The sequence below is a fragment of the Caballeronia novacaledonica genome (assembly GCF_900258035.1).
Lineage (GTDB): Bacteria > Pseudomonadota > Gammaproteobacteria > Burkholderiales > Burkholderiaceae > Caballeronia > Caballeronia novacaledonica.
In genome coordinates this window covers 321,473-334,227 of record NZ_OGTP01000003.1, presented here as the reverse complement: position 1 = coordinate 334,227, position 12,755 = coordinate 321,473, and the positions used below count along the sequence as shown (strand labels likewise).

The following is a 12,755-nucleotide window of genomic DNA, read 5'->3' as shown; positions in this document are numbered from 1 at the left end:
AGGGAGTCTGGCGTTACGTCAGGCGCCGGATTTCATCGCCTGCGCGCCCTGGAGAACCGCTTTCACGATGTTGTGATACCCCGTGCAGCGACACAGATTGCCGTCGAGCTGTTCGCGCACGTCTTCTTCGGAAAGCTCGGGCGATTGCGTGGCCAGCGCGCTCGCGCTCATCACCATGCCGGGTGTGCAGAAGCCGCACTGCAAGCCATGACATTCCTTGAATGCCGCCTGCATCGGATGAAGCTGGCCGTCTTTCGCCATGCCTTCGATGGTCGTCACGCTCATGCCGTCCGCCTGCGCGGCCAGGATGTTGCACGACTTGATCGCGCGGCCGTCGAGATGAACGGTGCACGCGCCGCACTGCGCGGTGTCGCAGCCGATGTGCGTTCCGGTGAGTCTGAGTTGATCGCGGAGAAACTGGACGAGCAGAAGATGCGGTTCGACGGTGGCGGTCACGGCTTTCCCGTTGACCGTCAGGCTGATGCTGAACGCCATTTCACTGTCTCCTTGGGGATAGGACCAGCTTCGCGCCACGCACCTGCCTACTGCCGCCGTGAGCGTTCAGCCGGATTTGGTGTTATGTGTTTGTGACATCGAGTAAAACACAAATCGGCGGGCGTCGCTATCGGCGCGAACGTCCGTCCCATAATTGCGGAATCGTGGCCGCCAATGCAAAACGCCGCCTCACGGGCGGCGTTTTTCCGATAACGATGACGCCTATTGCGTCACGGCTTCACGCTTTGTCGACGTTTCGCGCGACGCGTGCCCGAGCACCGAGTGGCGACGCGAATACAGGAAATAGATCGCAAGGCCGATGACGAGCCACACCGCGAATGCGATCCACGTCATCGCCTGAAGATTCAACATGAGGAACAGGCACGACGCCACGGCGAGAACCGGAACGACGGGCACACCCGGGCAGCGAAACGCGCGCGGCAGTTCCGGATGCGTGCGGCGCAGGATCAAAACGGCGATGGAGACCATCGAGAACGCGGCGAGCGTGCCGATGTTGATCAGCTCGGCGAGCACGTTGAGCGGCACGAGCGCACCGATCAGGCCGAAGAAGATGCCGACCATCCACGTCGTGAAGAACGGCGTCGCGAAACGCGGATGCACCTTCGACAAGCGCGCGGGCAGGAGTCCGTCGCGCGACATCGCGTAAATGATGCGCGTCTGGCCGTAGCTCATGACGAGAATCACGGTCAGCATGCCGAGCACCGCGCCGAGGTCGATGAAGCCCGCGACCCAGTTCTGGCCGGCCACTTGCAGCGCGAACGAGACCGGATGCGGACTGTTCGCGAACTGCGCCGCCGGCACGATTCCGGTCACGACGGCCGCGACCGCCACGTAAAGCACCGCGCACACCGCGAGCGACGAAATGATGCCGATGGGCAGATCGCGCTTCGGATTCTTCACTTCCTCCGCCGCCGACGACACCGAATCGAAGCCGATGAACGCGAAGAACATCACCGCCGCCGCGCCGAACACGCCGGACCAGCCGTTCGGCATGAACGGATGCCAGTTCGCCGGCTTGACGTGGAACACGCCCACGGCGATCACGAGCACCACCACCGTCACCTTGATCGCGACCATGATGTTGTTGATGCGCGTGGATTCCTTGACGCCGACCGAGAGCAGCGCCGTGATCGCCATCATCACGAGAAACGCCGGCAGGTTGAAGAACGTGGTGTGGCCGGGCAAGGCGCCGGGCGCGGCGGACAGCGCCGCAGGCAGCGAAATGCCGAAGCCCGACAGCAGCGACTGCAGATAGCCCGACCAGCCGACCGACACCGCCGACGTCGCGAGCCCGTATTCGAGCATCAAGTCCCAGCCGATGATCCACGCTGCAAGCTCGCCGAGCGTCGCGTACGAGTATGTGTAGATGGAACCGGCGACGGGAATCGTCGATGAAAACTCGGCGTAGGCGAGCGCGGCGAAGCAGCACGCGATCGCCGCGACGATGAACGAAATCATGAGCGCCGGACCGGCCTGCACGGCGCCGGTGCCGGTCAGCACGAAAATCCCCGTGCCGATAATGGCCCCGATGCCGAGGAAAGTCAGATCGAGGGCGCCGAGCGTCTTCCTGAGCGACGTGCTGTGCGCGCCGGCCAGCATGTGCTCGATATTTTTCTTGCGGAACAACGACATTGCGATGAGTCTCCTTCTGGCGCGCGGCGGCGCCCGGCTGCGGGAAAACCCGATATTTTATCGGAGACTCGGAGATTGCCCGGAAATCGGCAACGTGACACGTCGGTGCAGCGATTTTCTACAAATTTATCTTGTTCAAGATAAATTTGTTACCCGGCGATTGCGGGGTTCATATCGACCAGACGGTTGCTCATCACATAGAACGTGAGCTCGGCGTTGTTGGCGAGTTTCATCTTTTCCAACAACCGCGCGCGATAAACGCTCACCGTTTTAACCGAAAGCGATAAAGCGTTGGCGATGTCGGTCAGCCGCTTTCCCGAAGCCAGCATGCAAAGCGTCTGAAATTCGCGATCCGACAGCTTTTCGTGCGGCAGACGTTCGGTGTCGAGCGAAACGTAAGTCGCAAGCGCTTCGGCCATTTCGGGGCTCACGTACTTGCGGCCCGACGCGACCTGCTGAATCGCGCCGATCATCAGCGCGGGGTCCGCCGTCTTCGACAAATAACCCGACGCGCCCGCCTTCAGCGCGCGCACCGCGTATTGATCCTCGCGGTACATCGAAAACATCAGCACGGGCAGACGCGGGCTTTCGCGCTTCAGGCGCTTCAGCACGTCGATACCGTTGACGTCCGGCAGCGAAATATCGAGCATCGCGACGTCGAGTGGACGGCGCGCGGCCAGCGCGAGCGCCTGCATGCCGGTTTCGGCCTCCGTCACTTCGGATGCGACACCGCGTTCCAGCAGCAATTGCGCGACGCCGCGGCGCACGATGGCGTGGTCGTCGGCGAGCAGGATTCGGAGCATCGCGGGCGGCCTCAGGCGCTGAACACGTGAAGCGCGAAGAGGCCGGGGCGCGCCGCGGTCCATGGCAGACGCGCGCGCACGCATGCGCCGACGGGCTTCGCCGCCGCCACGCGCAGAGTGCCGCCGAGCGCCTCGCAGCGCGCGCGCATCCCGGAGAGGCCGAAGCGCCCGCTCTTGCGCCGCGCGGCCGCGCTGATGCCGACGCCATCGTCGGTGACGGTCAGCGTCACGCCATTTTCGTCGAGCGAAACATGCACGCTCGCGCGGGCGGCCTGCGCATGACGCGCGACATTGCCGAGCGCCTCCTGCATCACGCGAAAAAGCGCGAGCGCCATGTCGTGCGACATGCGATCGAGCCGCGCATCGTCCGGGCAGGAAAAATCGACGGCAATCGCCGCGCGCGCGCCGAAGCTCGCGATCCAGTCGGCGAGTGTGGCGGCGAAATTCGCGTCGAAGGCCGGCGTCTGCAGTCCTTCGACGATCCGGCGACTCGTCTCGCAAACTTCGGCGAGCGCGGCGCGCGCCTGATGCAGCGCATCGCCGAGCGCGGCGGGCGCGTCGGCTGGCAGCCGGTGCTCGGCGCGCGCGAGGGCGAGATTGGCGACGGTGAGCGCGGCGCCGGCGCTGTCGTGGAGATCCTGCGCGAGCGCCTGCCGCGCGCGCTCTTCCGTGGCGGCGAGCAGCGCGGCGAGTTCCTGGACGCGGGCGGTGAGGCGTTGAATCTGCCGATCGCCCTTGAGCTTGGCGTCGATCAGCGCGGAATACGGAGAGGCAAACGACGCACCGGAGCGTTCCGGCGCCGGTGACGGAACCCCGCGCAGCGGGGCGCGGCGAATCGGGCTCTCATCGAGCGTGATCGTGGCCGACGGATTCATTCACTATCCTCGCGTTGAGCGCAACTGGAGCTACGTCCTCGGCCACTCACGAGAGGCGTAACTGAATTTACACTCTGTAACATCGATGACGGACCACGCGTTTCGCGTTTCGCCGTCTCAGCGTAAACGGATCATATCTCAAAAATATTATAAATCTATGTCCGACAAGGCTTCGGCGGCGGAACTTCATGTCGTTTACCAAGTTCGCCGCACGCATTGCGTAGGAAAAACACCTACGAACGCCAGCCAATTTGTAACTGAGCAGCCGGATTCGTCAGGCGAAAAAAAAACCGGAGCGCGAGGCCCCGGTCTTTGCGACGTCGCTGTCGGACCGAATCAGCCGACGAACGCCTTCTCCACGACATAGTGGCCCGGATGGTTGTTGCTGCCTTCCTGGAAGCCCATTGTGTCGAGCAGTTCGCGGGTGTCGCGCAGCATGTGCGGGCTGCCGCAGAGCATCACGCGATCGTTTTCGATCGAGAACGGTTCGAGCGCGAGATCCGCGAACAGCTTCTTCGTCTCGATCAGATCCGTAATGCGGCCACGGTTCGCGAATTCCTCGCGCGTGACCGTCGGGTAGTACACGAGCTTTTCGGAGACGATTTCGCCGATATGCTCATGCGCCGGCAAGTGCTCGGTGATGAAGTCCTTGTACGCGAGTTCGTCGACGAAACGGCAGGTGTGCGTCAGCACGATCTTCTCGTAGCGGTCGTAAACTTCCGGATCTTTGATGATCGACATGAACGGCGCGAGGCCGGTGCCGGTCGAGAGCAGCCACAGCGTCTTGCCGGGCAGCAGGTTGTCGGCGACGAGCGTGCCGGTCGGCTTCTTGCCGATCAGCACCGGATCGCCGACCTTCAGATGTTGCAGGCGCGAGGTGAGCGGGCCGTCGGGAACCTTGATGCTCAGAAATTCGAGATGCTCTTCGTAGTTCGCGCTCGCGAGGCTGTAGGCGCGCAGAAGCGGCTTGCCCTCGACTTCGAGACCCACCATCGTGAACTGGCCGTTCTCAAAGCGGAACGAGCTGTCGCGGGTGCAGGTGAAACTGAAAAGCGTGTCGGTCCAGTGGTGGACGCTCAGAACGGTTTGAGAATTAAGGTTGCTCATGGCTTCTTGAACTGTGCTTTAACTGTGCAAAAGCGGTGACGCTCCGACGCTCGCGGCCGATTTGCGACCGATGCCACGCCGGGCCGGCGTCGAACATAAAGCGCGCTACGAGGGCGCTGCGCTGCCCGAACAGGACGATCGAATGGTGATGACAGCGTTTCACGCCGCGCCTTGCGTGAACGTCGCGCAAAAACCAGACAGCCCGGCGCAATCGGCTATTTTAACCCGATAGTCGTTTCGCGGTCCGAACGTCGTGATGGCGGCAAAGTCGCGCACGCACGCCTCGTGGGCGAACGTGCGTGCTGAAGAAGTGCGCTTTCGGCCGGCAGCAGGAACGGCAACGACCACTGCCGAAAAGCTGCCGAGTCCGCATGATAGCAACGGACACCGCGCCTATCCCGAAATACCCTTCTGGCGAAAGGCTCGGCGCGTCAGATGCGTTGATCCGTCGACGGCTTTTCCCACAGGTTGATACCGCCTTCCTGCGCGTGCTGGTCGATTTCCGCGAGTTCTTCCTTCGTGAACTCGAGGTTCTTCAGCGCTCCGACGTTCTCCGCAACCTGTTCCGCGCGGCTCGCGCCGATCAGCACCGAAGTCACGCGCCCGCCGCGCAGCGCCCACGCGAGCGCCATCTGCGCGAGGCTCTGGCCGCGCTTTTGGGCAAGCTCGTCGAGCTTGCGCACGTGTGCGAGGTTCGCGTCGCTCAGATGCTCCTGCTTGAGCGATCCGCCGCCCGGCTTGTTCACGCGCGCGTCCTGCGGGACGCCGTTCAGATATTTGCTCGTCAGGAGCCCTTGCGCGAGCGGCGTGAACGCGATGCTGCCCGCGCCGACATCGTCGAGCGTGTCGAGCAATTCTTCTTCGATCCAGCGGTTCAGCATGTTGTACGACGGCTGATGGATCAAAAGCGGCACCTTGTGCTCGGCGAGCAGCTTCGCCATTTCGCGCGTTTTCGTCGCCGAATACGACGAAATGCCGACGTAAAGCGCCTTGCCCGAATGCACGGCGGTCGCGAGCGCGCCGGCGGTTTCTTCGAGCGGCGTGTCGGCGTCGAAGCGATGCGAATAAAAAATGTCGACGTAATCGAGGCCCATGCGCTTCAGGCTCTGGTCGAGACTCGCGAGCACATATTTACGCGAGCCGCCGCCCTGACCGTACGGACCGGGCCACATGTCCCAGCCCGCTTTCGACGAAATCAGCAGTTCGTCGCGATACGGCCGGAAGTCGTCCTTGAAAATACGTCCGAAATTCGTCTCGGCGCTGCCGTACGGCGGGCCATAGTTGTTCGCGAGATCGAAATGGGTGATGCCCAGATCGAAAGCGCTGCGGAGGATGTCGCGTTGCGTGGAGATCGGCGTGGAATCGCCGAAGTTGTGCCACAAACCAAGCGACAACGCGGGCAGCTTCAGCCCGCTCTTGCCGCAGGTGCGGTATTGCATCTGCGCATATCGCTCGGACGCTGCTTCGTAGGCCATGACGGATTTCCTCTGCGGATTGCTAATTGATCGGACGGCGAGCGGCAGGAAACGCGCACGCGAAACACGTGCTCGCGCGCCCTGCCGGGGGCGTCAATGGTAAGCCAAACGGGGCTGAGCGCGCACGGCGCGCGTCGAAGTCCCGCTATTCGACATCGGCCGAATGATCAGTAAGGGGAACGATCCAACGCGAATCCGGACCAATGCAGATTCTTTTGCAAGGAACCTGACCCATGGATTCGATCGACCGACTGCGCCCCGCCTACGATTCCTTCACCGCCATCGCCGTGACTTACGGCATCGACATCTTGCTGGCGATCCTGATTCTCGCGGTCGGCTGGTGGATTTCGAACGCCGTCGCGAACACGATGCGCCGCACGCTCGCCCGCACGAACGTCGACGCCACGCTCACGCCGGTGCTGGCCAGTCTGGCGATGTGGGCGATTCGCGTCGTCGCGATCGTCGCGGCGCTCGGCAAGTTCGGCATCGCCGCGGCCAGCATCCTGACGGTGCTCGGCGCCGCCGGTCTCGCCATCGGCCTCGCGTTGCAAGGCACGCTGCAGAATATCGCGGCCGGTCTGATGCTCCTGCTGCTGCGGCCGTTTCGCGTGGGCGATTACATCGAAGGCGTCGGTACGACGGCGGGCACGGTCAATGAAATCGGACTGTTCACGACGCGCCTCACGAAAGCCGACGGCATCGTCATGTTCGTGCCGAACAGCCTGATCTGGGCGAATGCCATCACGAATTACAGCACGAACGATCGCCGGCGCGTGGTCATCAACTTTCAGGCGCAGCATGGGCTGAAGGTCGAGCGCGTGCTCACCGAGTTGCGCAGTCTGATGAGCGAAGATTCGCGCATCGTGCAGGACGGGCCGTCGGCGCCGTGGGTCGCGGTCACCGATTACACGGACACCGGCGTCAAGTACAACCTCGGCGCGTGGACGAGCCGAGGCGAACATCAATACGTGATGGCCGACTTGCTGCGCAAGATCCAGCCGTACACGCGCGAAGAAGCGCAAGCCGCGTAAGCGGCGGAGTGGACGCGCCCGCAGAGACCCGCTAACCTGACGCGCCCTCACGTTACGAGAACAGGATATGACCCGAGCGATTTCCGTTGCGCTGCTTGTCGGCGGCGTCGTGCTGCTGTATTTCGGCGGCCAGTCGTTTCATTCGCTCTCCAACGACGTCGCGCGCTTTTTCACCGGCTCGCCCACGAACAAGACCATCTGGCTGATCGCGGGCGGGATCGTCGCGACGCTCGCGGGGCTGATCGGCCTCGCGATCCCTTCGAAACGCTGATTCTCAGACCAGCGGCACTTCCGGCTTCGACGCCGAGCGCGTGCCGGGCAACGCCACGTTGCTCGCGCCGCGATACGTGAACACGAGCGAGAACTTCACCTGATCGGTGAGGTTCTTTCCCGCCGAGTGCAGCGTGTTGCAGTGGAAGAACACGACATCGCCCGGTTCCAGTTCGGGCGACACCGCCGCGCGGATCAACGCGGCGTTTTCGGGCAGATCGGAGCGGAAGAATTTGGCTTCGTCGAAGCGATCGGACGTGAACGGCAGCTTGTGCGACGTCGGCACGAACCACAGCGCGCCGTTGTCCACGGTTTCGTCGCCGAGTGCGAGCCATGCGGACACCAGATCGTCGCGCTCGAACGCCCAATAACGCACGTCGCGATGCCAGCCGGTCAGGCTGCCGTACGCCGGATGCTTCGTCATCATGCAGTTGTGATGCGCGCGCGACAGATACGGCGTCTCGCCGAAGTACAGTTCCATCCAGCCGCGCACCTCGGGCGAGGTCGCGAATTCCGCGAAGAGCGGATGCCGCACGTAGGCGTCCAGAAGACGGCGCACCGTGTGGCCGCCGGGCGCATTTTTCGAATCGGGCGCGCCGGGATACTTCAGATCGGCCTCGAACTCCACCGGCGCGGCCGCCTCGGCGAGCTGCAGGCGCGCCACTTCGCGCATGGCGTCGCAACGTTCTTTCGTGACGAGCCCTTTCACGATCACGTAGCCGTTTTCGCGCAGTTCACGCACCTGTTCTTTTTTCGATTTCAACACGTTTTGATCTGACATTTCAGTTCTTGCCTCCAACGGCTTTCGATTTTATTCATGCCGTCGACGCTATATCCGGAATTGGGGCGAATACGGCGATTGTAAATCCGGCAGCGCGGAAAGGCCCGCGCGGCAAGACGCCGGCGGATATTTATCAGCGAACGCTTCATAAAGCGGCAGGGAAAACGCGTACTTACCCGGGTAATAAAGGTCTTGTACATTGAGCGCGTCATTTCGGTGCAACTAAGCAAACGCTGTTGAATCGAATCCTTGAACGCTATTTTTGAGACGACTATCGTCGAGTCTGCTTCCAACGCAATCGACCTCCCGCCGACATGAACCACCGAATCGCTATTGGCCTGACTCGCGTCGCTTCGCGAGCGGCGCGTCCTGCCCGCCGCGGCGTGATCCGCGCGCTGCGTCATCATTCCGCCCGCACGCAGGCGATCGCCGAGCAATTGAAAAACGTGCATCCGGTCGATGGCATCCGGTCCTGGTTCCGCGGTTTCTTCTTCAATTTGCGCGTGCGCACGGCTTCGCGCCGCGTGTCGTTGCGCGCGCTGCTGCGCCGTCCGGTGCAATTGCGCGCGCCGGCGCCCAAACCGAAAGCCGCCGCAATGACGAGCCGCCGTCCGCGTCGCGTTTCGGCGAGCAGCGCGGGCTGGTACGCGTTCGCCGCGCGCTGAGCGGTTCAATCGGCTGCGGCGTCGAGTGACGGGTAGTCGGTGTAGCCTTTTTCTCCGCCGCCGTAGAACGTCGCCTCGTCGGGCGTGTTGAGCGGCGCGCCTCTGCGAAAGCGCTCGACCAGATCCGGGTTGGCGATATACGCGCGGCCGAACGCCACGGCATCGGCTTCGCCTCGCTCGATGCGCGCATTCGCTTCCTCCGCCGTGTACTCGCCGCAGACGATGATCGCGCCGTCGTAAGCGTCGCGCAGCGCCCGCCGATAATCTTCCGAAAGCGGCGCGCCGCCGGCCCAGTCGCCCTCCGCAAGATGCAGATACGCGATGCCGATGCGCTTCGCCTCCTGCGCCAGATACAGCGATGAAGCCTCGCCTTCGTCGTCGTGCAGATCGAATCCCGCAAAGTTCGGCGAAATGCGCATGCCCACGCGATTCGAGCCCATCACGCTAGCCACCGCTTCCAGCACGTCGACGACCAGCCGCACGCGATTTTCGATTCCGCCGCCATAGTCGTCCGTGCGATGGTTGGTGCCCGTCGCCATGAACTGATGCAGCAGATAACCATTGGCCGCGTGCACTTCGATCATGTCGAAACCGGCACGCTTCGCGCGATGCGCGGCGTCGACGAATTGCAGCACGATGCCCGGCAACTCGTCGGTTTCGAGCGCGCGGGGATCGTCGGCGTCGGTCATGGCGTATGAGCCGTCGTCGTTTTTCACGAACACCTGGGTATTGCGCGCGCGGACCGCGGACGGCGCGACGGGCGGCGCGCCGCCTTCCTGGAGCGATCGATGCGACACGCGCCCCACGTGCCAGAGTTGCGACGCAATGCGTCCATGCCGCGCGTGAACCGCTCCGGCGACGGCCTTCCATCCGGCTTCCTGCGCATCCGAATAGATGCCCGGCGTCGCGAAATAGCCCTGACCTTGCCGCGAAACCTGCGTCGCCTCGGTGACGATGAGTCCCGCGCTCGCGCGCTGCGCGTAATAGTGCGCGTTCATTTCGGAGGGCACGTCGCCCGGCTGCGATGCGCGGTTGCGCGTGAGCGGCGCCATCACGACGCGATTCGGCAGTTCGAGCGTGCCGAGGGTGACGGGCGAAAGAAGCGTGTCGTACGGCATGGCGGTTTCGGCGGCGGCGGTTGTATCGTCCGATGATGTCGCAAAAATCGCGCCGCGCGCACGAAAAAAAACCGGCGGGCGCAATGCCCGCCGGTTCGTTCCGCCTGTTCGGCGAATGGCGTTACGCCACGCTCGCGACCGGTTCCGTACCGGCTGCTTCCGCGAGGATGAGCGCCTTGTCCGCGGCTTCCCACGTGAATTCCGGCTCTTCGCGGCCGAAGTGGCCGTATGCCGCCGTCTTTTCGTAGATCGGGCGCAGCAGGTCGAGCATCTGGATGATGCCCTTCGGACGCAGATCGAAGTGCTCCTGAACGAGCTTCGTGATTTCGGCATCCGACACGCGGCCCGTGCCGAACGTGTTCACCATCACCGAAGTCGGACGCGCGACGCCGATTGCGTACGACACCTGAATCAGCGCGCGCGATGCGAGTCCCGCCGCGACGATGTTCTTCGCGACATAACGACCCGCGTAAGCCGCCGAGCGGTCGACCTTCGACGGATCCTTGCCCGAGAACGCGCCGCCGCCGTGCGGAGCCGCGCCGCCGTACGTATCGACGATGATCTTGCGGCCCGTCAGACCGCAGTCGCCTTGCGGACCGCCGATGACGAAACGGCCCGTCGGGTTCACCAGGAACTTGATGTCGCCCTTGATGAGTTCCTTCGGCAGCGTCGGCTTGATGACTTCCTCGATGACCGCTTCGCGCAGTTGCGACAGGTCGATGTCCGGCGAGTGCTGCGTGGAGAGCACGACGGTGTCGATGGAATGCGCCTTGCCGTCGACGTAGCGCACGGTCACTTGCGACTTCGCGTCCGGACGCAGCCACGGCAGACGGCCGTCACGGCGCAGGTCGGCCTGACGCTCGACGAGGCGGTGCGAGAGATGGATCGGCAGCGGCATGAGTTCGGGCGTTTCGTCGCACGCGTAGCCGAACATCAGGCCCTGGTCGCCCGCGCCTTGATCGAGGTTGTCGTCGTGCGCCTTGTTCACGCCTTGCGCGATATCCGGCGATTGCTTGTCATACGCGACGAGCACCGCGCAGCCGCGATAGTCGATGCCGAAGTCGGTATTGTCATACCCGATGCGCTTGATGGTGTCGCGCGCGACCTGGATGTAATCGACGTTGGCGGAGGTCGTGATTTCGCCCGCGAGGACGACGAGACCGGTGTTGCAGAGCGTTTCCGCCGCGACGCGCGAGTATTTGTCCTGCGACAAAATAGCGTCGAGGATGGCGTCGGAGATTTGATCGGCGACCTTGTCCGGGTGGCCTTCGGAAACGGATTCGGAAGTAAAGAGATAGTCGTTCGACACGCTTCAGACTCCATTTGAGTACGGTTGATATTCACGTAGCCGTCTTCGTTTGGAGTCTGAAGCGGCGACGCTTTAGCGGATGTCCTTCCAGGCCGGCGTCTTCCATTAACCCAAGAAGACTCCCGCCCGCTTCGCCCCGCAAGTTGTCCATTAACTCGGCGAAGGTTCTATTATACCGGTTTCCCTTGTTTTCACAGAGCCGAACGCTTGTCGCTATCTGCCACGCATCAATCATCCGCACGCCGCCGCGGCCCGTCCGCTCGCTGGAGCCGCTCATGCTAGGGCGCATCGGCGTGGCGCTCGCCATCGGCTTTCTCAAATTCCTGGCGCTCATTCCGTACGGCGTCACCGCGCGTTTCGGCGACGGCCTCGGCTGGCTGCTCTATCAGATTCCGAGCCGGCGCAAGCGCATCGTGCACACGAATCTGAAGCTGTGCTTTCCCGAGTGGTCCGATGAAAAGCGCGAGGACATCGCGCAGAAGCATTTCCGGCACGCGATCCGCAGTTATGTCGAGCGCAGCGTGCAATGGTTCGGCTCGGCGAAAAAGCTGGAGAAGCTGATTCAGCTCGACAGCGCCGTCGATCTCACCGATCCCGATCTGCCGCCCACGCTCTTTCTCGGCCTGCATTTCGTCGGCATCGAGGCGGGGTCGATCTTCCTGAATTATTCGCTGCATCGTCAGTGCGGATCGCTGTATCAGCCTTTTTCGAATCCGCAAGTCGAGGAACTCGCGAAGACCCAGCGCGCCCGCTTCGGCGCCGACATGGCGAGCCGCGCCGACAGCGCGCGCATCGTGCTGCGCTGGCTGCGCGACCGCAAGCCGGTGATGCTCGGCGCGGACATGGACTACGGCATGCGCAACTCCACGTTCGTGCCGTTCTTCGGCATCCCGACGTGCACGCTGACGGCCGTCGGCCGGCTGGCCAAGACGGGCAAGGCGCAGGTCGTGCCGTTCATCGGCGAGGTGCTGCCGAATTACAAGGGTTATCGGCTGAAGATCTTCGCGCCGTGGGACAACTACCCGACCGGCGACGACGAAGCCGACGCGCGCCGCATGAACGCGTTCCTCGAAGAGCAGATTCCGCACATGCCCGAGCAGTATTACTGGGTGCACAAGCGCTTCAAGACGCGGCCGCCGGGCGAGCCGGGCTTTTACTGAAGCGTGCGCGGCG

The 12,755-nt window shown here is 63.2% G+C and carries 13 protein-coding genes; 4 read left to right on the top strand and 9 right to left on the bottom strand.

The window, feature by feature from the left end:
* Window positions 1-18: 18 nt before the first annotated feature.
* The 6 genes from NOV72_RS07695 to mgrA form a co-directional block, all read right to left on the bottom strand.
* Window positions 19-495 carry a (2Fe-2S)-binding protein gene (locus NOV72_RS07695; RefSeq protein WP_106853988.1) on the bottom strand — a complete coding sequence of 159 codons (477 nt, stop codon included), beginning with the start codon at window positions 493-495 and terminating at the stop codon, window positions 19-21.
* A 222-nt stretch (window positions 496-717) separates the two neighbouring features.
* Window positions 718-2,148, bottom strand: a complete 1,431-nt coding sequence (bcaP, locus tag NOV72_RS07690; RefSeq protein WP_106853987.1) for a branched-chain amino acid transporter BcaP — start codon at window positions 2,146-2,148, stop codon at window positions 718-720.
* A 149-nt stretch (window positions 2,149-2,297) separates the two neighbouring features.
* Window positions 2,298-2,951, bottom strand: a complete 654-nt coding sequence (gene rqpR, locus NOV72_RS07685) for a response regulator transcription factor RqpR (protein WP_106853986.1) — start codon at window positions 2,949-2,951, stop codon at window positions 2,298-2,300.
* An 11-nt stretch (window positions 2,952-2,962) separates the two neighbouring features.
* Window positions 2,963-3,826, bottom strand: a complete 864-nt coding sequence (locus NOV72_RS07680) for a sensor histidine kinase (RefSeq protein WP_106853985.1) — start codon at window positions 3,824-3,826, stop codon at window positions 2,963-2,965.
* A gap of 336 nt (window positions 3,827-4,162) precedes the next feature.
* On the bottom strand, window positions 4,163-4,933 hold the full coding sequence (locus NOV72_RS07675; protein WP_106853984.1) for a ferredoxin--NADP reductase: 771 nt from the start codon (window positions 4,931-4,933) through the stop codon (window positions 4,163-4,165).
* A 431-nt stretch (window positions 4,934-5,364) separates the two neighbouring features.
* On the bottom strand, window positions 5,365-6,408 hold the full coding sequence (gene mgrA, locus NOV72_RS07670; RefSeq protein WP_106853983.1) for an L-glyceraldehyde 3-phosphate reductase: 1,044 nt from the start codon (window positions 6,406-6,408) through the stop codon (window positions 5,365-5,367).
* Between the two features lie 233 nt (window positions 6,409-6,641).
* Between mgrA and NOV72_RS07665 the strand changes: the two genes are divergently transcribed.
* Together NOV72_RS07665 and NOV72_RS07660 are read left to right on the top strand one after the other, a co-directional pair.
* Window positions 6,642-7,439 carry a mechanosensitive ion channel family protein gene (locus NOV72_RS07665; RefSeq protein WP_106853982.1) on the top strand — a complete coding sequence of 266 codons (798 nt, stop codon included), beginning with the start codon at window positions 6,642-6,644 and terminating at the stop codon, window positions 7,437-7,439.
* Window positions 7,440-7,506: 67 nt separating this feature from the next.
* The gene (locus tag NOV72_RS07660) at window positions 7,507-7,710 is read left to right on the top strand and encodes a DUF3185 family protein (RefSeq protein ID WP_106853981.1); all 204 of its coding nucleotides are present in this window, start codon (window positions 7,507-7,509) and stop codon (window positions 7,708-7,710) included.
* Window positions 7,711-7,713: 3 nt separating this feature from the next.
* Here NOV72_RS07660 and NOV72_RS07655 read toward each other — a convergent pair whose 3' ends face one another.
* Window positions 7,714-8,490, bottom strand: coding sequence for a phytanoyl-CoA dioxygenase family protein (locus tag NOV72_RS07655; protein ID WP_106853980.1), 777 nt, complete (start codon window positions 8,488-8,490; stop codon window positions 7,714-7,716).
* A 314-nt stretch (window positions 8,491-8,804) separates the two neighbouring features.
* Here NOV72_RS07655 and NOV72_RS07650 point away from each other — a divergent pair, with 314 nt between their 5' ends.
* Window positions 8,805-9,155, top strand: a complete 351-nt coding sequence (locus NOV72_RS07650; RefSeq protein WP_181290891.1) for a hypothetical protein — start codon at window positions 8,805-8,807, stop codon at window positions 9,153-9,155.
* 5 nt (window positions 9,156-9,160) lie between these two features.
* Here the strand turns inward: NOV72_RS07650 and NOV72_RS07645 are convergent, their stop codons facing one another.
* A complete protein-coding gene (locus tag NOV72_RS07645) occupies window positions 9,161-10,273 on the bottom strand; it encodes an alkene reductase (protein WP_106854061.1) in 1,113 nt (370 codons plus the stop codon).
* A 121-nt stretch (window positions 10,274-10,394) separates the two neighbouring features.
* Window positions 10,395-11,582: a methionine adenosyltransferase gene (gene metK, locus NOV72_RS07640; protein ID WP_106853978.1), complete on the bottom strand. Its 1,188-nt coding sequence runs from the start codon at window positions 11,580-11,582 to the stop codon at window positions 10,395-10,397.
* 275 nt (window positions 11,583-11,857) lie between these two features.
* Here metK and NOV72_RS07630 point away from each other — a divergent pair, with 275 nt between their 5' ends.
* The gene (locus tag NOV72_RS07630; RefSeq protein WP_106853976.1) at window positions 11,858-12,742 is read left to right on the top strand and encodes a lipid A biosynthesis lauroyl acyltransferase; all 885 of its coding nucleotides are present in this window, start codon (window positions 11,858-11,860) and stop codon (window positions 12,740-12,742) included.
* The last annotated feature ends 13 nt before the right edge of the window (window positions 12,743-12,755 follow it).